Source organism: Rossellomorea arthrocnemi, from assembly GCF_904424705.1.
In the GTDB taxonomy this organism is placed as follows: domain Bacteria; phylum Bacillota; class Bacilli; order Bacillales; family Bacillaceae_B; genus Rossellomorea; species Rossellomorea arthrocnemi.
The window spans coordinates 58,077-79,490 of the sequence record NZ_CAJGBF010000015.1; the positions used below are offsets into that span (position 1 = coordinate 58,077).

Sequence of the window (21,414 nt, forward strand, 5' to 3'; positions counted from 1 at the left end):
CTGCAGGATTTTTTCATTCTTAGGAGGATTTTACCATTTTTTGTCGAAGTTTGAAGGTAGACAAAGAAGAGGGGGAAACCAAATGAGAGATTCACGGTTAGAGAAGTTGGCGGAAGTGCTTTTGACTCATTCCTTGAAAGTGAAGGAAGGGGAAAAGGTGATGATAACGGGGGAGCATTCAACGCAACCTCTTATAAAGGAGCTGCTGAAAAAATCATATGAGATGGGGGTAATCCCCTATTTTGAATTTGGCGATCTGGAATTAAATCGAATTATGGCTACACATGCAAAACCTGAACAGATGATACTTCGAAATAAATGGAATATGCAGCAGTATCAGGATTTGGATGCCTTTATCCATATTGCCAGTGAGGCAAACGACGCAGAGATGAGCGAGGTCCCTGCTGAGCAATGGCAGCTCCTCATGCCACATATGAAAGAGTCCAATGACTATCTTATTCAAAACAAGAAATGGGTTCTTTTAAACTATCCAAACTTTTCCCTCGCTCAAAAAGCGAAGATGAGCTATGACACGTTCTTCGATTATCTATTGGAAGTCTGCACGGTTGATTATAAGCAGATGGAAGAAGCCCAGAAGCCCCTTAAAGAGTTGATGGATAAAACCGACAAGGTGCGTATCACCGGTGAGGGGACGGACCTGACATTTTCCATCAAAGATATTTCGTCTGTTATGTGTTTCGGTGAGCGGAATATTCCTGACGGAGAAGTGTATACGGCTCCTGTGAAGGACAGTGTCAATGGAACGATTACGTATAATACACCGACACTTTATCGCGGATTCTCTTTTAACAATGTCTCTTTGACGTTTGAGAACGGGAAGATTGTGAAAGCGACGGCTGATAAAACGAAGGAACTGAACGATATTCTGGATACAGATGAAGGTGCCCGCTTTATCGGTGAGTTTGCTCTTGGGGTGAATCCGAAGATCAATGAACCGATGATGGATATTTTATTTGATGAAAAAATTAACGGAAGCTTTCATTTTACACCGGGACAGGCCTATGAACAGGCAGACAACGGAAATCGTTCCAGCGTACATTGGGATATGGTATGCATTCAGCGTCCCGAATATGGCGGCGGGGAAATTTACTTCGATGATGTTTTAATTCGCAAAGATGGGTTATTTGTAGTAGAAGAGCTAAAAGGATTAAATCCTGAAGCTTTAATCTAAAGGAGGGCATCACCATGACGTATTCCATTGTAGGCTATGACCCGGAAGAGAAAGAATGGGGGATTGCGGTCCAATCGAAATTTCTCGGTGTTGGATCGGTTGTTCCGTTTGCGAAAGCAGGAGTGGGGGCTGTGGCGACTCAGTCTTACGCCAATACTTCTTACGGACCGCTTGCGCTTCAACTAATGGAGGAAGGCAAGACGGCGGAAGAGGCAATGGACATCATCACACAGGATGATCCGGAGCGTCCGTTACGCCAGGTTGGATTGATTGATGCTGGTGGAAATGCGGCTACTTTTACAGGAGAAGGGTGCTATGACTGGGCTGGTGGACAGACAGGGAAGCACTTTGCCGCTCAGGGGAATATTTTAGTAGATGGTCAAACCGTGAGAGCGATGGCGGATACCTTTGAGTCCACCACCGGATCGTTGGCTGAAAGGTTGCTAAATGCACTGGAAGCTGGCCAGGAAGCTGGCGGCGATTCCAGGGGAATGCAGTCCGCTGCCCTTTTAGTTGTGAAAGAAAGCGGGGGATACGGCGGATTCAACGATCGCTATATTGATCTGAGAGTGGATGATCACGCTTCTCCTATCAAGGAATTGAAGCGAATCTATCTTCTGCATCAGCTGTATTTCAAAGAGTCGGATGCCGGCAGGGTGGTATTGTTGGACGGCCATATTCACGATGAAGTAGAACGTGAACTAACACGACTTGGATATGCGAAAGAAAAGCAATCTCTTTATCATAATTTAAAAGACTATCTGCACACGGAAAACTTCGAAATGCGTGAGCAGGAAGAAAATTATATCGATTTGGATGTATTGGATTATATGAAAAATCAAGGAAGATAATTGTAAAAAGAACCAGTCAGAAAATGATTGGTTCTTTTTTCTTGTTTTAAAACAGTTTAATGCTAGCTTGAAATGTTATATAATGAACATTTGTGTACGGGACTCAGAGAAGTTGGAGGTAAATACAAACATGAGTACAGTCGGAAGAAATGAACCATGTCCTTGTGGCAGTGGGAAAAAATATAAGAAATGCTGTGAAAAAGAAAATGTTGTGAATATAGATACCCTTGTGAGTCAGGAGCTGGACGTGCTGCAGGCACAGCTGTATGATTTCATCGCTACGGCCCAGTCTGCCGAGATGGAAGAATCCTATCATCACTATCTGTCTAAAATGGACTTGATGCAGGCGGACCCTGATATATATGAAATGGCATTTGTCAGTTGGTACGGAGCAACTCAACAGGATGCTGAAGGTGTTCGTTTAATCGAACGATTTGTAGATAAGCAATTGAGTGCGGTTACTCGTCCCCAGACTGCCGAAGTGTTGGAGTCTTGGAAGAATGTAAGAGTGACAGCTGGAACGGTAGAAAAGCTTGATGACAATACATTGCGTGTCGGGGAAGCAATCACGGGGGATACCCTGATTGTGAAAGAAAAATTCGGAAAGCTTGAGAATAACAGCTTCTTTCTCGGGTTACTATTACCGAATGGGGAGAAGTATCTTCCGTTTGCTCAATACTTTATCTATCCTGCCATTGAAAAGGCGGCAATGGAATTAGTGAAGATCCGCTATGAACAGGGGGAGTTTGAAACTCTCCACGATTACTTATCCGGTCAGTACCTGGAAATCGCGGATGTAGGATTTGTTCTTTACAGTGCTGAAAAGAAAAAGGCCGGAAAAAAAGCGGTACCAGATAAAGGATCTGCTGAAGACGATATAACGCAGGAATCCGTTGAAGAATCCGATGATTCAATTGAAGGAGTCGAAATCTGGAAGACACCGGAATACATTGAAGCGATCACCTCACTTCAAAAGTTCCTTTCTGAAAAAGGGGAAGACAAAAAAGAAAGTGAGATACTCGTAGCTGTATTGGAAAAATACTTCTACACAGAGCGCCCGACGATCCGGAATCCGAAAATCTATTCCGGGGCAATGGTGGACATGGTGAAAAACATAGACGAAATCAGCATCCGCCACGTTCAAAAGGAACTGGCCGAATACTTTGATGTCTCTGCCAACAGCATCTCAAGACGAAGCAAACAAATCTGGGAAAGCTACCAGGAAACCGTCCACGAACTGCTGAAAGCAACGAACGCATAACCTGAACTAAATACACACCGTATGGAAGTCGTCTTATAAAGGCGGCTTTTTTTGAGGGACGGACCTCCCAATTCACCCCGCTTAGGATAAGAAAGCTTGATATAAAAGCATTCAATCTTCGAAATGGCTGCAATAGGGAGGTCCGTCCCTCAAAGCCTTAAGTTGTAACCGATAGGGGATAGTGGTAAGATTGATAGGGAATATATCGTGTTTTGGTGGGAGGATAATTGGTTTTTGTAGCGAATTTTAAGTAGAGTGATGTGATCGTGATTTCCTGTTTTTTTCAGGGATTTCATATATTTCTCATCCAAATCTCATTTCCTTTCGTTATACTGTTGACGATTGGCTCTCATATAAACACAGATAAAGGAGCGTTTATACATGCTTGGTCTATTAAACAAAGTGTTCGATGCGAATAAAAGAGAATTAAAGAGGCTTGAGAAATTAGCCGATCAAATAGAAGAATTAGGCCCCGATATGGAGCGTTTGACGGATGATGAAATCCGTGAAAGAACAGAGAGATTCAAGGAACGGTATCAAAAGGGTGAGGATCTCGAGGACATACTCGTAGAAGCCTTTGCTGTCGTACGGGAAGCGGCTCGCCGTGTACTTGGCCAATATCCTTACCGTGTTCAGTTGATGGGTGGTGTTTCCCTCCACGGCGGGAACATTTCAGAGATGAAAACCGGGGAAGGTAAAACCCTGACGGCGACAATGCCCGTGTACTTGAATGCGATCACAGGTAAAGGTGTTCACGTTATCACGGTGAATGAATATCTGGCAAGCCGTGATGCCGAAGAGATGGGCAAGCTGTACAATTTCTTGGGACTGACGGTCGGTCTGAATCTCAACTCCATGTCTAAAGAAGAAAAACGTGAAGCCTATAAGGCGGATATCACATATGGTACGAATAACGAATTCGGATTCGATTACCTTCGGGACAATATGGTTCTGTATAAAGACCAAATGGTGCAGCGCAGTCTTCATTTTGCCGTCATTGATGAGGTCGACTCCATCTTGATTGATGAAGCACGTACACCGTTGATCATTTCAGGGAACGCCCAGCGCACGCCTCAGCTTTATATCCAGGCGAATGCAGTGGTACGTACATTGAAAAAAGAAGAAGATTACACTTATGATGAAAAAACGAAGGGTGTTCAATTAACAGAGGAAGGGATCAGCAAGGTGGAGAGAGCCTTCCATATTGATAACCTTTTCGATATTTCACACGTAACCCTTAACCACCATATCAACCAGGCATTGAAAGCCCACGTTAGTATGCACCGTGATGTGGATTATGTGGTACAGGAAGGCGAAATTGTCATCGTTGACTCCTTCACGGGTCGTCTGATGAAAGGTCGCCGTTACAGTGATGGTCTTCATCAATCGATTGAAGCCAAAGAAGGCCTTGAAATACAAAACGAAAGTATGACCATGGCAACGATCACATTCCAGAACTATTTCCGTATGTATGAAAAGCTGTCCGGTATGACTGGTACAGCGAAGACGGAAGAAGAAGAGTTCCGGAATATTTACAATATGAATGTCATCGTCATCCCGACGAATAAACCGATCGTACGTGATGATCGTGCCGATTTGATATACGCTTCTATTGAAGGGAAATTCAATGCGGTAGTAAATGATATTAAAGAACGAAATGAAAATGGACAGCCTGTACTAGTCGGTACGGTTGCCGTTGAAACGTCTGAGCTTATCTCGCAACTATTAACAAAAAAAGGCGTACGCCACAATGTCTTGAATGCGAAAAATCATGGCCGTGAAGCGGAAATCATTTTAGAAGCAGGTCAGCCTGGTGCCGTCACGATCGCCACTAATATGGCCGGCCGTGGTACGGACATCAAGCTTGGAGAAGGTGTCATCGAACGTGGTGGTCTTGCGGTTATCGGTACAGAGCGTCATGAATCACGCCGGATCGATAATCAGCTTCGTGGTCGTTCAGGACGTCAGGGAGATCCCGGTGTGACTCAGTTCTATCTTTCAATGGAAGATGAGTTAATGCGCCGATTCGGTTCTGACAATATGAAGAGCATGATGGAACGACTTGGAATGGATGACACCCAGCCAATCCAAAGTAAAATGGTCAGCCGTGCTGTAGAATCAGCTCAAAAACGCGTTGAGGGTAACAACTTCGATGCTCGTAAGCAGCTTCTTCAATACGATGATGTCCTGCGTCAACAGCGTGAAATCATCTATAAACAGCGTAATGAAGTCATCGACTCTGAAAACCTTCGTGAGATCGTTGAAGGCATGATCAAGTCAACCATCGAACGTCAGGTAGCGGCGCATACGGCGGAAGAAGAGATGGAGAACTGGAATCTTCAGGGCATCGTGGATTATGTGAATGCCAATCTTCTTCCGGAAAATGACGTGACAGTTGACGATCTTCGTGGAAAAGAAGCCGATGAAATGATGGCTCTCATCTATGAAGACGTGCAGCACCGCTATAATGAAAAAGAAGAGCAGCTGACACCGGAGCAGATGCGCGAGTTTGAAAAAGTCATCCTGCTTCGAGCCGTTGATACGAAATGGATCGATCACATCGATGCCATGGATCAGCTTCGTCAGGGTATCCACCTTCGTGCATACGGACAGAATGATCCACTGCGCGAATACCAGCATGAAGGTTTCGCCATGTTTGAAAGCATGGTACTCGCCATTGAAGAAGACGTGGCGAAATACGTCATGAAAGCTGAAATCCGCAACAATCTTGAACGCCAGGAAGTAGCCAAAGGCCAAGCGGTGAACCCGAAAGAAGAAGGCGGAAAAGCCAAGAAACAACCAGTTCGCAAACAGGCAGACGTTGGACGCAACGACCCATGCCCATGCGGAAGCGGCAAAAAATACAAACACTGCCACGGCATAACTGGATAAATAATAGAAATGATACCTGGCACTTATTTTGTTAAAATAAGCGCCAGGTACTTTTCCGTTTTTTATGGGTAGCTGAAGTAGAGGGTATTAATAGTGGATAATTTTGTGAGCAGGCTTTTTAAAAGCACTGTTGATTTCCGCTGCAGGTGCCCGCCCCGCGGAAAGCGAGCACCTGCAGCGGAAATCAACCACTACGATCTAAAGTAAATCCAGCCACTCTACTTCGTATAATCCCAATAAAATAATCTCAACAACCCAAATAACTATAGAGGTGACCACACATGGAACTTTCAGAAATCAGAGCAGAGTTAGAAAAATCAGCTAAGACATTAGCGGACTTCAGGGGGTCTCTTTGACTTAGAAAACAAAGAGGCAAGAATCCAGGAGCTTGACGAAATCATGGTCCAACCCGACTTCTGGGATGACCAACAAAAGGCGCAAGGGCTAATCAATGAAGGAAACGGTCTGAAAGATCTTGTAAATGAATACAAATCATTGCTTGAATCCCAAGAGAATCTGGAATTGACCCTGGAACTTGTCAAAGAAGAGCCCGATGAAGAACTTCAAAAGGACTTGGAAGAAGAGCTTGGTGACTTGGTGAAACGATTAAATGACTATGAGCTTCAGCTTCTACTAAGTGAAGAACACGATAAAAACAATGCAATCCTTGAGCTGCATCCCGGTGCAGGCGGAACAGAGTCTCAGGATTGGGGTTCCATGCTTCTTCGTATGTACACGCGTTGGGGTGAGAAACGTGGATTCAAAGTGGAAACCCTTGATTATCTTCCTGGCGATGAAGCGGGAATTAAGAGCGTAACGCTAGCGATAAAAGGTCACAATGCATATGGTTATTTAAAAGCTGAAAAAGGTGTACATCGTCTTGTCCGTATTTCACCGTTCGATTCTTCAGGCCGTCGTCACACTTCCTTTGTCTCATGTGAAGTCATGCCTGAATTCAATGAAGAAATCGAAATCGATATCCGTACGGAAGACCTGAAAATCGATACGTACCGTGCAAGTGGAGCCGGTGGACAGCACATCAATACAACCGACTCAGCTGTCCGTATCACTCACTTACCGACCAATGTCGTGGTAACGTGTCAATCGGAACGTTCTCAAATCAAGAACCGTGAATCGGCGATGAAGATGCTGAAAGCGAAGCTCTACCAAAAACGGATCGAAGAACAAGAGCAGGAGCTTGCTGAAATCCGTGGGGAGCAAAAGGAAATCGGATGGGGAAGCCAAATCCGTTCCTACGTCTTCCATCCATACTCCATGGTTAAAGACCATAGAACCAATACAGAATCCGGAAACGTACAAGGCGTCATGGACGGAGACATCGACCCATTCATCAACGCCTACCTGCGATCCAAAATCAAATAAAACAACCCAACTGACCTTTCCTAAATAGGAGAGGTCAGTTTTTTAATTCCTTTGAGGGACGGACCTTGAAAAACCATATTTATTTCATTGTTTTATTCCTCTTCAAGGTCCGTCCCTCGAATACATCCTAGTACGCACCATTACGAGAACCTCACTCCATTAATGCTTTAACACGTTATTGAACTGTTATTTACACCTCTATGTACCCATGCTATACTCTCAAAGGTTGATGCAGAGGGATTTAAGGAATGGTTGTATCTCCTTGTCATCCTCATCACCATGGATTTAGGAAAATGGAAGTGCTGACTTTTTTGGATGCAAATGTATACTTCTTCACAAGGCGATGACCCGATTTAGAGGTCCGTCCCTGAGGAGGATTGCATCAAAGGAAGGGTTTGTACTCATACTATTAATACATAGGTTAAAGGAGTCGTACTGGATGGGTTTGAAGGAAAGGCGTCGTGAGCAGGTTTTTAATCCACGGAAAGAAAAGTTGTTAGAGTATTTGTTTGTTGTGTTTGGGTCAACGATTGTGGCCATTGCGTTTAATGTATTCTTATTGCCGAACGAAGTAGCTTCGGGAGGGGTGAGCGGGATATCGACCATTCTGAATGGATTGTTTGATTGGAAGCCTGCTTACGTACAATGGGCTTTCAATATTCCGCTGTTTATTGCTGGATTGATTTTTCTTGGGCTTCAATTCGGAGTCAAGACAGCCATCGGTACGATATTTTTACCACTTGTCGTTTTCTTGACCGAAGATTGGAAACCATGGACAGAGGATCCCTTGCTTGGTGCCCTTTTCGGTGGGATCGGTGTAGGACTTGGTTTAGGAATCGTGTTCAGGGGAAGAGCATCAACTGGAGGGACGGACCTTGCCGCTCAGATTGTCAATAAGTTCACTGGACTGTCCTTGGGAACATGTGTCGCCCTTATAGACGGGATGATCGTTCTTTCCGCAGCCATCGTATACGATATCGAGCGAGGACTATATGCCCTTATCGGTTTATATGTAACCAGTAAAACCATCGATCTGGTCCAGGTTGGAATAAGCCGGTCCAAGATGGCCTTGATTATTACGAATCGTCAGGAAGAGGTACGTGAAGGAATTTTGAATAAAATCGACCGCGGGGTGACAAAACTATCTGCATACGGTGGTTATACGGATGATGAGCGTCCGATCCTCATGTGTGTCGTCGATCAGACAGAATTCACAAAACTGAAACAACTGGTCAAAACCATTGACCCCGCTGCATTCGTCGTTACAATGGATGCTTCGGAAGTTCTCGGTGAAGGTTTCAAACGTGTTTAATCTTGGTATAATTATGTAAGAGAGGGACGGACCTTGCATCCGCGACTCAAAAATGTTTTCCTAGGGGGATAATAATGAAGAAAAAGCTACTTGGAATTCTTTTTGGCGCTTCATTGGTACTTGCAGCCTGTGGCGGAGACGGCGGCGACAGTACAGAAACAAGCTCCGGTGGAATAGACCCTGAAAAAATCGTAAACAATAAGTGCACCAGCTGCCATGGTGGAAACCTTGAAGGCGGCATGGGTCCTGCCCTGAAAAATATCGGTGCTGAGCTAAGCAAAGACCAAATCCGTGAAACCATCAAGAATGGTAAAGGCCAAATGCCTCCTGGACTCATTGATGGTGAGGAAGCTGACGCAGTGGCTGAATGGTTATCAAATAAGAAATAAGAACATGAGAAGAATCCAAATACGGGTTCTTCTTTTTTGTCAGTAATTAACTTGATCCGGTCAACGTGCAATTGATTTTTATTATCCACATCTTTTTACTAATCCTTCTTTAAGTCTTTGTTACAGAAGCTTTTCGTATTGATCCACTTAATCATGAATCTATTAAACCTACTCAATTATAACCTAGTAACTTAATCAGAACGGCATCAACTGAGTATTTTACGTTAAATCACCACAAAAATCTATTATCTGGTAATAGTACCAGATAATAGATAAAAAGAACTACTTTTTTATCTCTAAATAGGTAAAATCGACAGCAAAACAGGTAAAAAATTCACATTTTTTTATGTTCTGAAATGAAAATGTAATAATTTTTTTCCTTAAATTCGTATAAAGTGATGTTATAATAATTTTCGGAAGCGTAATTCGAGTTTTTTCACCATTTTTTGTCTAACGGTGGTAAAGATTACTTTGGTTATGTCCCGTGTACATATGTCGATAACAGCCAAGAGGGTAACTACATAATACAAATAAGGTGATTTTAAATGATAGAAATGAAAGACGTCTACAAGCAGTACAGCAATGGTGTGATGGCTGCGAATGGCTTTAACGTCCATATTAAGCAAGGTGAGTTTGTGTATGTTGTGGGGCCAAGCGGAGCCGGGAAGTCTACTTTTATTAAAATGATGTACCGCGAAGAACGTCCTTCCAAAGGAGATATCATTGTAAATGGTATCAATCTCGCCAAAATCAAAAATAGTAGAGTTCCATACTTACGACGAAACGTGGGGGTTGTATTCCAGGATTTCAAGCTGCTACCATCGCTGACAATCTATGAAAACATTGCCTTCGCACTTGAAGTAATAGAAGAACATCCAAAACAGATAAAGAAAAGAGTCATGGAAGTGCTGGACCTGGTAGGGTTAAAGCACAAAGCAAGAATGTTGCCGAATGAGCTTTCCGGTGGGGAACAACAGCGTGTATCCATTGCACGATCCATTGTGAATACGCCGAAGCTTGTGATTGCGGACGAGCCTACAGGAAACCTTGACCCCGAAACATCATGGGATATCATGAATATCTTTGAAGAAATCAGCAACCGTGGTACTACAGTGATCATGGCTACACATAACCGGGAAATCGTAAATACGATCAAGCATCGGGTAATTGCCATTGAAAATGGCCGAATTGTCCGGGACGAACAGCGAGGTGATTACGGTTATGAAAGCTAGAACGTATGGTCGACATCTTAGAGAAAGCTTCAAAAGCATCGGGCGGAACGGCTGGATGACATTTGCATCGGTAAGTGCCGTTACCGTAACACTGTTACTTGTTGGTGTGTTCATTGTCCTAATGCTAAACATGAACAAGGTAGCAACCGATATTGAGAAAGACGTTGAAGTTCGGGTTTTACTGGAAATTGGTACTGAACAATCCCAAATTGATCAAATAGAGAAAAAGATTCAAAATATAAGTGGAGTCGAATCCGTTGAGTACTCTTCAAAGGAAGAAGAACTGCAGAACCTTGTTAAGGATCTGGGAGACGATTTCAGATTATTTGAACAGGATAACCCATTGTATGATGTGTTCATCGTGAAAGCAAAGAATCCACGAGACACTGGGAAGATTGCTGGTCAAATCAGTAAGTATGAAGGTGTAAATGAAGCCCTTTACGGTGAAGCGAAGATTGAAAAATTATTTAATGTGCTGGAAATGAGTCGAAACGTTGGACTTGTATTAATTATCGGTCTGTTGTTTACCGCCATGTTCCTCATCTCAAATACAATTAAAATCACCATTGTCGCTAGAAGAAGGGAAATCGAGATAATGAAACTCGTGGGTGCAACCAACTGGTTCGTACGCTGGCCATTCATATTAGAAGGATTATGGCTTGGAATTTTAGGTTCTATTATCCCGATCGCTCTTGTCACAACAGGTTACTACTATGCCTATGGATTTATTAAACCGAAACTACAAAACAATTTTATTCAGATATTAGATTTTACCCCCTTTATCTATCAAGTAAACGGATTGATTCTATTAATGGGTTGCTTGATCGGGGCATGGGGAAGCTTTATGTCTGTTCGTAAATTCTTAAAAGTGTAAAATTTGATAGGTTGATAGAAGCTGAAAGGAGCATGCCGCTTGAACAAGAAGTATTTCATATCATTATCTATTGCAGCAGCATTAACAATCGGAAGTCTACCAACGTTAGCAACCACTGCTAGCGCTAACTCCTCCGTGGAGGACTTAAAGAAACAGCAGGACGACATCTCATCTAAAAAGGAACAAATCAATGGCAAGATTGATGAGAAAAAATCAGAGATTGACCAAAATATCAATAAACAAAAAGATATCCAATCACAGATTGCTGAAATCAGTACTAAATTAAAAGATACAGAAACAAAGATCGCAGAAAAAACAAAAGAAATCGATGAAACAACGGCAAAAATCAATAAGCTTAAAGAAGAGATTGAAGTCCTTAAGAAAAAGATTGAAGAACGTAACGAGCTATTAAAAGAGCGTGCACGTGCAATCCAGGAAAAAGGCGGCTCTGCCAATTATCTTGACGTACTACTTGGAGCGAATAGCTTCGGAGACTTCATCAACCGTGTTACAGCAGTGAATACAATCGTAAGTGCCGATAAAAAAATCATGGATGAACAAAAACGTGATCAGGCTGAACTAGAGAAGAAACAGGCTGAAGTAGAAAAAGAACTGGCGGATCTTAAATCCTCTAAAGAAAATCTTGAATCCTTGAAAAAAGATCTTGATAGCCAAAAAGCTAAAAAAGCAGAACTATTTAAACAACTGGAAGCTCAACAGGCATCGTTAAAAGTAGAAAAAGCCGGTCTTGAAAAAGAATCGGAAGAGCTTTCTAAAATGGAGCACCAGCTTGAAGGTGAGATCCAGGCTGAACAGGCTCGTTTACAAGAACTTGCCCGCAAGCGTGAAATCGAACGTAAACGCCAGGCAGAAGCTGAAGCAGCTAAGCGTGCCGAGGCACAGCAACAGGCTACTTCAAGCAGTAGCGGTGGTTCATCATCTTCAGGGCATGCTGAAATAGCCTCAAGTACACCAGTAAGTGCTGGCACATGGACTGCTCCGGCTCGTGGAACTATCACGACAAACTTTGGTTGGGATATCTTAAATGGTGAGCGACGCTTCCATTACGGTACAGATATTGCAGCACGTGGCAGTGTGCCAATCTCTGCAGCAGCTGATGGATATGTCATTAAAAGCCAGTACAGCTCAAGCTATGGTAATGTAGTTTACATTACACATTCTATCAATGGTCAAACTTTCACAACGGTTTATGCTCACATGTCTTCTTCATTGGTGAGTACTGGACAAGCAGTAAATAAAGGTGACCAAATCGGTTACATGGGTGACACCGGCTACTCTTTCGGACAGCATTTACACTTTGAGCTCTACAGAGGTTCATGGAGTGCATCCCATGCAAATGCAGTAAACCCGCGTCAATATATTAACTTTTAAGGTAAAGCCTCACTTCTTTTAAGGAGTGGGGTTTTTTATACTATTAGCCCCGTATTAGTCTATTAATATACGGAATACTGTTTTCATATCATAATTCTTCTAGTATAATGACAGTATATTCAAGTGATTTTCGATAAAGGCAAACTAATTGAAAGATTAGGACGCAAAGCCACGGGTCTGCCATTTTATTAAAAATAACGATCGCCGGGTTACCGAAATAATGGAGCAATGACTACTAATTCGACCGTTACTCTAGTATGATTTAACCTGCCTTTTTTGGTAGGTTATTTTTATCTGGGTAGGTTCGTTTCAGTAAGAATTGAATCTGTACGAAGGATGATGGTATTGGAGTTAGCTGATATAAAGAGACAATTAAGAAGTTTTTGCAGAAGAAACCGCACTGCATTAAAGTATACCCATATAGGCAGTTATTCAGCAGAAGAGGTCAGTGACATGATAATCAAATGTGTCGGTGCTGAAGAAATTAAAAGGGTTTTACATGACATTGAAATAATCAATCAGCGCGGTGGAGACAGCGTAAAATATTTTATGCTGATATTGGAAGGGTTAAAAGCAGCATAAAATGTCGATTTCCTTACAGAGATCGGTTGTACATCGCAATTATTTCAGTTTATACAAGGGTCCTTCATTGTAAAGAGGGATCCTTTTTTTATTTGGACATTCAACAATTGGACACACATTTCTACTCTCTTTCTGTAATAATTCAATTGAGGGAAACACTATGAGTAGATAACTTGATTGTGGGGTTGAGATTTAAGATACTAATACATAATAGGGTATATTTGCTGGATGGGGGGATTGCGAATGACCGGACATTTATTCGAACATCACAAAGCTTTAAAGATACTGGATCCTAAACGGCAAAAACGTGTGGCAATGTACAAAGTATTAGAATCGCTTCCATTGAATCATGATGATGGTGTGGCAATGGTTAAGTATCATATTGATGTGAGTATCTCCTTTTCTAAAGGGGGTAGATCCTTTTGATTGAAAGATGGTACACCATTGGTTCTTTCACGTTCCCATCCTCCTGGGGTGCCGTCATGGCATCGTTCATTTTAACCTTTCTCCTGCTTTTCTTCTGGAATAAAAAAGCGAGTGACTGGTATTCGAATAGTATTTTTTATTTTGTACTCATCTGGAAGCTCAGTGTAATCATCGTTGATTTTCAAACGGTCATCGATCACCCTTTTACGGCCGTTTATTTTCATGGGGGCAGAATCGGCTTCTGGCTTGGTTTAATCGGAGCACTTGTGTACGTGTCGTTCAAAAAAAGGGTTGATCCTACAGATCTGACCATAGCTTGGATCAGCACAGTTGTTTTCTATGAATTCGCATGTCATTTATTGGATGGTGAAATATTGATAGGAACCATTCAGTTGATTACTAACGGGTTTCTGTTTGTATTTCTATTGAAAAAAAGTAAGGGACCTCTCCAAGATAAGTGGGCTGTACAATTGGTGACAGTTTTCACCCTCCTTCAACTCCTTTTCCATTCCATAAATGAAGGATTTGCGTATACAACGATCACTTGGTCGTATTTAATGGTAATGATATATCTTATCTTTTTCAATCGAAGGAGGAACTACATTGAATAAAAGGAATTTTGCCCTGGCTATCGTCGCCCTGCTGATTGGGATCTTCCTGGTGAACATGTTTCAGGATCAACAGGAAAAGAAGGCGAAGGAAGAGGCTGCCCAATTAGCTAAAGAGTCCATGGACCTTTCTGATGCGAAGCAAGGGCTTACGAGGGGGGATCGCGCCCCGGATTTTGCATTAACTACTTTAGACGGGGAAGAAGTCAATCTCTCCGACTATCGAGGAAAGAAGGTGATCGTGAATTTCTGGGCAACCTGGTGCCCGCCATGTAAGGCGGAAATGCCGCATATGGAGAAGTACTATGAAAAAAATTCAAAAAAGGAAAATGTCGAAATCCTGGCGGTCAATCTGACTTCACAGGATGACGGGAAGAAGGCTGTCGAGCAATTTGTCGATGGTTATAAACTCACTTTCCCGATTCTAATGGATGAAAAAGGTGATGTCGGTGACCAATATCGTGCATTCACGATTCCCACCACCTATATGATCGACACCAACGGCATCATCCAACACAAAATCCTCGGCCCCATGAACGAAGACATGATGGGTAAAATGATCCAACAAATGGAATAATGGGAGGGACGGACCTTGAGAAGGATGTTTCATTACATACGCTATGAGGTATAGGTAACGAGGATGAAAAGGGGGAGATAGAATATGTTCCACTACACAAAAGAGGTTTCGATGAATGTGAACGAGGCGGTAGCTGCAGTAGAGACGGCTTTGAAAGAGGAAAGCTTTGGCGTCCTGTGGAATCTTGATCTTGCCGGGAAGCTTCACGATAAAGGACTCGATTTCCACGAAGAAGTAGTCGTACTGGAAGTGTGCAACCCCAACGAAGCGAAAAAGGTACTGGAAGAAAGTATGCTCGTAAGTTATTTCCTGCCTTGTAAAGTAACGGTATACACGGAAGGCGGAACAACGAAGATCGGTATGGCGAAACCGAGCAAGCTGATTGAGATGGTGGACAATGATGCATTAAAACGGTTGGCATTGGATATTGAAAATCGTTTGATAGGGTGTTTAGAAAACGTATGACAGATGGGAACCTGTTGCGAAAGAGCGGCGGGTTCTTTTTTATGTCATCCAATACCTCCTACTCCTCACAATCTTCTGAATATGGTACACTTTTAAAAATACATAGATTCAGGAAGGATGACGGGAATATGAAATTCACCACCAAAGTCGTACATAGTCAGCTGAAAGGGACAGAAGAAATCCGAAGTAAGACCACACCGATCTACCAGACGTCTGCGTTTTCTTTTACGTCACTTGAGGAGCTTGAAGGTTTTTATGAAGGCAAGTCCCCTTATCTTTATACAAGAACGGGTAATCCAAACACGGATGAGCTTGGGAAGATGATAGCAGACTTGGAAGGTGCTCCTGCAGGTGTCGCCACGTCTTCGGGGTTATCAGCTATACTGGTCGGAATCCTGGCAGTTGTACAGGCAGGGGATCATATCATTGCAGCAGAGGATTTATACGGGGGGACCTTCCATATGCTGAAAGAAGAGCTGAAATCATTCGGCATCTCGACAACTTTCGTTGACTTTACGAGTGAGGAAGAAATTGAGGCAGCGATTACCCCGCAAACGAAACTTCTATACAGCGAAACAGTCACAAACCCATTTATGCGTGTAGAAGATATTGCAAGTATGAAGACCGTTGCTGAGAAGCATAACCTAAAAACGATGATCGACAACACGTTTGCCACCCCATTTCTCCGGCAGCCTTTCCTGGAAGGGGTCGATCTGGTGGCTCACAGTGCAACGAAATATATCGGGGGGCATAGTGACATCACCGCGGGGGTAGTCGTGGGACACGAAGAACTGGTACAAAAAGCAAGAGAAAAGGTCGTCAACATCGGTTCGAACTTAAGTCCATTCGAAGCCTGGCTCACATGCCGCGGGGCGAAAACAATGGCACTTCGGGTGGGCACCCAGGCGGGGAACGCCAGGACCCTTGCCGACGAACTGCGAGATAATGAACAGGTGAAGTCGGTTTACTATCCAACCGATTTATCCGATAAAGGGAATGGAGCGATCGTCACCATTGAACTTGAGCCTGCATGTAATATTAGTGCCTTCTTTAAGTCTCTGGGTTGGATCAAGATCATTCCGTCCCTTGCCGGTGTAGAAACAACGGTTTCGTATCCATTGGGGACCTCTCACCGGGCCCTTCCGAAAGAAGCACAGGAGAAGCTTGGCATCAACACCCATGTGGTACGCATATCGTTAGGTATCGAGGATGGTGAAGACATCGTCGCTCAGTTTAACGAAGCGATAACAGCTTCACTGAAAAAATAAAAAATTCTGAAAATACACTTGACGTTAAGACCGGTTACCCTTTATAATTCATCTCAACGCACAAATTTTTTACATTGACAACTACATGCTCTTATCCAGAGAGGTGGAGGGACTAGGCCCGATGAAACCCGGCAACCTTCATGTACGCATTTATGCGTCACATGAAAAGGTGCTAATTCCTGCAGGCGATCAGCCTGAAAGATAAGAGGAGGACCCTATTAAATTAGACCCTCTTCTTAGGAAGAGGGTTTTTTATTTTTACCTCTTCTATCTTCCTAGAAACACTCGTTATGCCTTTGCAGTCAGGAGCTGAAAAAGCTTCTGCTCAACCGCAGCAAGTCACACAAACCCAATCCAAATCCAAAAAAACATTTCAGGAGGAATTACCAATGACAAAATCATTCGATTTCGACACTCTGCTTCTTCACGGCGGCCAGGAGCCGGATCCATCCACAGGATCAAGAGCGGTACCCATTTATCAAACGACATCCTATGTTTTCGACAACAGTGACCATGCAGCGAAACTATTCGCACTTGAAGAACCGGGGAATATTTACACCCGAATCATGAATCCGACGGTGGATGTGCTGGAGAAGCGCCTTGCCCTTTTAGAAGGAGGTATTGGAGCTCTTGGGGTTTCATCCGGAATGGCGGCGATCTCCTTATCGATTTTAAATATAGCCGGTGCAGGGGATGAAATCGTGGCAGCCACGAATCTCTATGGTGGAACGTATAATTTATTCTCTACCACTCTGCCGAAATACGGCATCAAGGTTCATTTCGTTGATCCGACTGACCCTGAGAATTTCCGTAAGGCGATTACCCCGAAAACGAAAGCAGTATTTGCCGAGACGATCGGGAACCCAAGCCTCCACGTGCTGGATATCGAGGCAGTAGCGAAAGTGGCCCATGACAACCATATCCCTCTCATCATCGATAACACATTTGCCACTCCATACGTGTGTAAGCCGATTGAGTGGGGGGCAGATATCGTCATCCATTCTGCAACAAAATGGATCGGCGGACATGGTACGGCGATTGGGGGAGTCGTCATTGACGGTGGTCAGTTTGATTGGAATCATGAAAAATTCCCGGGATTCACGGAAGAAGATAGAAGCTATAATGGACTGCGCTACGCACAGGATGTGGGAGCAGCCGCGTTTATTACAAAATTAAGAGTGCAGCTGCTTCGCGACCTCGGGGCTTGCTTAAGTCCACAGAACGCATTTCTGTTATTGCAGGGATTGGAAACCCTGCACCTCAGGATTGAACGTCACACAGAGAATGCGCTGAAGATTGCGGAGCACTTGGATCAGCACAGCGGTGTGGCGTGGGTGTCGTATCCGGGTCTTCCACAGCACCCATCCCATGCACTTGCGGAAAAATATTTAAAAAATGGAGCTGGTTCTATCGTTGTGTTTGGCATAAAAGGGGGAAGGGATTCAGGGCGGGAAGTAGTCGATAATATTTCCCTCTGGTCACATGTAGCCAACGTAGGGGATGCGAAGTCATTGATCATCCATCCTGCTTCCACGACTCACCAGCAATTGAACGATCAGGAAATCCGTGCCACCGGTGTAACCGAGGATCTTGTGAGGCTTTCTGTTGGATTGGAATCTGCGAAGGATTTGATCGAGGATCTGGATCATGCCATCGAAGTTGCACTGGAAACGTCCCGGGTATAAGGGAGATGTTTTGGGGATAACGGTACGAAAACTAACTATAGGTCCTCCGGGGACTGTGAAAGAGAGATATGAGCGAAAATCTGATTTTATCAGCGGAATTTCCAATATATCAGCGAAACCGTCCCTTTTAACAGCGGAATTTCGGGTTTATCAGCGAACCCGCTGCAGACCCGTCCAATTAAAAGGAACGTATTCGTGAAGCATAGTACAAGAACGGCATGCAAAATAATGGGGTTTCTAAAACCCATAACAACACCAAAAAAGGAGGTGGAGGAATGGAGAATTCATATTCGTACGAAGTAAGCTCCATTACCATCCCATCCCTCGCATTAGAGTCAGGCACCACGTTGCAAAATGTAAATCTGGCGTATGAACGGACAGGAAATAAGGAAGGACCCGTCATCCTCATTTGTCATGCTCTCACTGGTACCCACATAGTCAAGGGGACGAGTGAAGACCGCGGCTGGTGGGATGGGATGATCGGGACCCGGTCGTATATAGATACCGATGTATTCAACGTGATCGCCTTTAATGTATTAGGAGGATGCGAAGGCAGTACGGGGCCGGCGTCTACCAATCCGGAAACGGGAGATCGATATGGTCCTGACTTTCCGCACATTTCTATCAGGGACATGGTCCATGCCCAATTTGAAGCGCTCAAACAGCTCTCCGTCGATCACATCGAAGCGGTGATCGGAGGTTCATTGGGAGGAATGCAGGCCCTTGAATGGGGGGCTCTGTATCCTTCCTATCTTTCTAAGGTATTCGCCCTTGCCGTCTCACCAGCCTTAAACGATTACGGTCTTGCCTTTAATCACATCGGCATCACAGCGATTGAAGAGGATCCCGACTTTCATGGGGGACACTATCCCAAAGGGGCCACTTTAAAAGGGTTAGAGATTGCCAGAATGGTTGGGATGGTGACGTACCGGACCCAGGAATTATTTGATCAGCGTTTTCAGCGGGAGAGGACAAATGAGCAATACAATGTAGAAAGTTATCTAGATTATCAAGGAAAGAAACTGGGAAAGCGATTTGATCCGAACAGCTACCTTACCCTGCTTAAAGCCATGAATTCCCACGATATCGGCAGAGATAGAGGAGGAGTAAGGAAAGTAGCTGATTCGTATCCGTGCGAACTGATTTCCATCAGCTATGAGGGAGACCTGATATATTCCCCTCAGTATTTAAAAGATTTCACCAAACAAGTTTTAAAGGGTGAGCATTACTATATCCCGACAGCATTCGGTCATGACGGGTTTCTTGTGGAATTTGAAAAATGGGGGGGGATCATCTCTTCCCATCTAAAGAACCATCAAGTCAAAAGGATGGTTTCGGGTATTAAATAATCTTCTGCTAATCATAACTCGTCCCCTACAGGCATATAGTTAGGTAAGCAAAGACATCGCACCGCCTTAGCGCGTTTTTGTGTGATGTCTTTTTTCGTTGGACGGAGCAGCGAGGGTCTTCATCGTGCTGCTTTAATCCATACCATAGACTATTGACAAGCTGGAGGGGAATATATGGAGTGGACGGGCAGAAAGCTCATCATCACCATCATCATTAGCATGCTGATTGGTGCAGGAGGAATGTATGGCGGCTTGGAGTGGACAGGCGGGGCAGGGGACGAGCTTGCTCAGTTTGACGGCAAAGGGGAGGTCAATGATAAGCTCCACAAGGTGGAAGTCGCTTATGATCTGATCAGCGATAAGTTCTTCCAGGATGTAGACAAAGGACAGTTGGTCGAAGGTGCGATCCAGGGGATGCTGAAAACCTTGGACGATCCGTATTCTGTCTACATGAACGCCGAGACCGCGTCTCAATTTAATGATGCTCTGGATTCATCCTTTGAAGGAATCGGGGCAGAGGTCACGATCATGGACGGGAAACTGGTCATCGTGGCGCCTTTTAAAAATTCACCTGCTGAAAAAGCCGGGCTGAAACCTAATGACCGCATCATCAAGGTGGATGGGAACAGCATTGACGGCCTTGATCTTTATGAAGCAACGTTGAAAATCAGAGGTAAGAAGGGTACAGAGGTTAAGTTGGAAATTACGAGAGAGGGGCTTTCTGATCCAATCGAAGTGTCTGTAAAACGGGATGATATTCCGGTTGAAACGGTGATTTCGGATGTGAAGGAAGTAGATGGGAAAAAGACAGGCTATATCCAGATCACTACTTTCTCTGAAAATACCGCCGCCGATTTTAAAAAGCAGCTGGCCGAACTGGAGAAGAAAAAGGTAGAAGGGTTGATTCTGGATGTGAGGGGTAATCCCGGCGGACTCCTTTCCAGTGTGGAAGATATCCTTAAACAGTTCGTCACAGAGAAAAAACCATATGTCCAAATCCAGGAACGAAGTGGAGAGGTGCTGAAATCCTTCTCCAATAGCAAAGAAAGAAAAGCCTACCCGGTGGTGGTTCTCATCGATGAGGGCAGTGCATCCGCATCAGAAATCCTTGCCGGTGCCCTGAAAGAGGCGGAGGGATATCCGCTGATCGGGACGAAGAGCTTTGGTAAAGGAACCGTGCAACAGGCAGTGCCGATGGGGGACGGCAGCAATATTAAACTGACGATGTTCAAATGGCTGACACCGAACGGGAATTGGATTCATAAGAAAGGGATCAAACCGGATATCCCGGTCAGACAACCATCCTATTTCTATGCCCATCCACTTCAGGTAGAAAAACCATTGAAAGAAGGCGCAAACAACGAACAAGTGCAAAACGCCCAGGAAATGCTGCAAGGGTTAGGCTTTTCCCTGGATCGGGTCGATGGGTATTTCAGTAAGAAAACGACAAAAGCCGTAAAGGATTTCCAAATACAAGAAAGCCTGGACGTCACGGGTGTCATCGATGCCAAGACCGGTGAGAGGCTGCAGGAAGAAATATTCGAGGCAGTACAGGATGAAAAGAATGATCTACAGCTGCAGGCAGCCATGGAGTATATTGAGCGCACAGGGAAAAAGAATCAATAATGTATTGGGACCTCTCTTTAGGGAGAGGTCTCTTTTTTTGTGAGACATAT

At 44.0% G+C, this 21,414-nt stretch carries 19 protein-coding genes and 2 riboswitches; all 19 genes read left to right on the forward strand.

What is annotated here, in order from left to right; translation table 11 throughout:
• The first annotated feature begins 82 nt into the window (after positions 1-82).
• The 19 genes from BAA9072_RS17600 (at position 83) to BAA9072_RS17690 (ending at position 21,364) form a co-directional block, all read left to right on the forward strand.
• The gene (locus BAA9072_RS17600; RefSeq protein WP_201715993.1) at positions 83-1,192 is read left to right on the forward strand and encodes an aminopeptidase; all 1,110 of its coding nucleotides are present in this window, start codon (positions 83-85) and stop codon (positions 1,190-1,192) included.
• 14 nt (positions 1,193-1,206) lie between these two features.
• The gene (locus tag BAA9072_RS17605; protein ID WP_201715994.1) at positions 1,207-2,043 is read left to right on the forward strand and encodes a DUF1028 domain-containing protein; all 837 of its coding nucleotides are present in this window, start codon (positions 1,207-1,209) and stop codon (positions 2,041-2,043) included.
• A 130-nt stretch (positions 2,044-2,173) separates the two neighbouring features.
• A complete protein-coding gene (locus BAA9072_RS17610) occupies positions 2,174-3,304 on the forward strand; it encodes a YecA family protein (RefSeq protein ID WP_201715995.1) in 1,131 nt (376 codons plus the stop codon).
• 381 nt (positions 3,305-3,685) lie between these two features.
• Positions 3,686-6,196 carry a preprotein translocase subunit SecA gene (secA, locus tag BAA9072_RS17615; protein ID WP_201715996.1) on the forward strand — a complete coding sequence of 837 codons (2,511 nt, stop codon included), beginning with the start codon at positions 3,686-3,688 and terminating at the stop codon, positions 6,194-6,196.
• A gap of 281 nt (positions 6,197-6,477) precedes the next feature.
• Positions 6,478-7,579, forward strand: a protein-coding gene (gene prfB, locus BAA9072_RS17620; protein ID WP_201715997.1) for a peptide chain release factor 2 whose coding sequence is annotated in 2 segments (ribosomal slippage) — positions 6,478-6,549 and positions 6,551-7,579 — 1,101 coding nt in all. Because the reading frame shifts where the segments join, the coding sequence is not laid out codon by codon here.
• A 439-nt stretch (positions 7,580-8,018) separates the two neighbouring features.
• Positions 8,019-8,891 (forward strand): YitT family protein, encoded by an 873-nt coding sequence (locus BAA9072_RS17625; protein ID WP_201715998.1) that lies wholly within the window; start codon positions 8,019-8,021, stop codon positions 8,889-8,891.
• Between the two features lie 74 nt (positions 8,892-8,965).
• The gene (gene cccB, locus BAA9072_RS17630) at positions 8,966-9,280 is read left to right on the forward strand and encodes a cytochrome c551 (RefSeq protein WP_201715999.1); all 315 of its coding nucleotides are present in this window, start codon (positions 8,966-8,968) and stop codon (positions 9,278-9,280) included.
• Between the two features lie 545 nt (positions 9,281-9,825).
• Positions 9,826-10,512 (forward strand): cell division ATP-binding protein FtsE, encoded by a 687-nt coding sequence (gene ftsE / locus BAA9072_RS17635; protein ID WP_201716000.1) that lies wholly within the window; start codon positions 9,826-9,828, stop codon positions 10,510-10,512.
• Complete coding sequence (gene ftsX, locus BAA9072_RS17640; RefSeq protein ID WP_201716001.1) at positions 10,502-11,386, forward strand: permease-like cell division protein FtsX; 885 nt, start codon at positions 10,502-10,504, stop codon at positions 11,384-11,386. The genes ftsE and ftsX overlap by 11 nt, the downstream gene beginning before the upstream one ends.
• Positions 11,387-11,425: 39 nt before the next feature.
• On the forward strand, positions 11,426-12,778 hold the full coding sequence (locus BAA9072_RS17645) for a murein hydrolase activator EnvC family protein (protein WP_201716002.1): 1,353 nt from the start codon (positions 11,426-11,428) through the stop codon (positions 12,776-12,778).
• 128 nt (positions 12,779-12,906) lie between these two features.
• A riboswitch (cyclic di-GMP riboswitch) is annotated at positions 12,907-12,995 on the forward strand.
• A 128-nt stretch (positions 12,996-13,123) separates the two neighbouring features.
• Entirely contained in the window at positions 13,124-13,360 is a 237-nt protein-coding gene (locus tag BAA9072_RS17650; protein ID WP_201716003.1) for a hypothetical protein, read from the forward strand.
• A 243-nt stretch (positions 13,361-13,603) separates the two neighbouring features.
• A complete protein-coding gene (locus BAA9072_RS17655) occupies positions 13,604-13,786 on the forward strand; it encodes a hypothetical protein (RefSeq protein ID WP_201716004.1) in 183 nt (60 codons plus the stop codon).
• On the forward strand, positions 13,783-14,397 hold the full coding sequence (locus tag BAA9072_RS17660; RefSeq protein WP_201716005.1) for a hypothetical protein: 615 nt from the start codon (positions 13,783-13,785) through the stop codon (positions 14,395-14,397). The genes BAA9072_RS17655 and BAA9072_RS17660 overlap by 4 nt, the downstream gene beginning before the upstream one ends.
• Entirely contained in the window at positions 14,390-14,971 is a 582-nt protein-coding gene (locus BAA9072_RS17665) for a peroxiredoxin family protein (RefSeq protein WP_201716006.1), read from the forward strand. The genes BAA9072_RS17660 and BAA9072_RS17665 overlap by 8 nt, the downstream gene beginning before the upstream one ends.
• 84 nt (positions 14,972-15,055) lie before the next feature.
• Entirely contained in the window at positions 15,056-15,436 is a 381-nt protein-coding gene (locus BAA9072_RS17670) for a DUF302 domain-containing protein (RefSeq protein ID WP_201716007.1), read from the forward strand.
• 128 nt (positions 15,437-15,564) lie between these two features.
• Positions 15,565-16,704 carry a trans-sulfuration enzyme family protein gene (locus BAA9072_RS17675; RefSeq protein ID WP_201716008.1) on the forward strand — a complete coding sequence of 380 codons (1,140 nt, stop codon included), beginning with the start codon at positions 15,565-15,567 and terminating at the stop codon, positions 16,702-16,704.
• 88 nt (positions 16,705-16,792) lie between these two features.
• A riboswitch (SAM riboswitch) is annotated at positions 16,793-16,912 on the forward strand.
• Positions 16,913-17,093: 181 nt separating this feature from the next.
• Complete coding sequence (locus BAA9072_RS17680; protein WP_201716009.1) at positions 17,094-18,389, forward strand: O-acetylhomoserine aminocarboxypropyltransferase/cysteine synthase family protein; 1,296 nt, start codon at positions 17,094-17,096, stop codon at positions 18,387-18,389.
• Between the two features lie 275 nt (positions 18,390-18,664).
• Positions 18,665-19,738 (forward strand): homoserine O-acetyltransferase MetX, encoded by a 1,074-nt coding sequence (metX, locus tag BAA9072_RS17685; protein ID WP_201716010.1) that lies wholly within the window; start codon positions 18,665-18,667, stop codon positions 19,736-19,738.
• Positions 19,739-19,912: 174 nt separating this feature from the next.
• Positions 19,913-21,364 carry a S41 family peptidase gene (locus BAA9072_RS17690; protein WP_201716011.1) on the forward strand — a complete coding sequence of 484 codons (1,452 nt, stop codon included), beginning with the start codon at positions 19,913-19,915 and terminating at the stop codon, positions 21,362-21,364.
• The last annotated feature ends 50 nt before the right edge of the window (positions 21,365-21,414 follow it).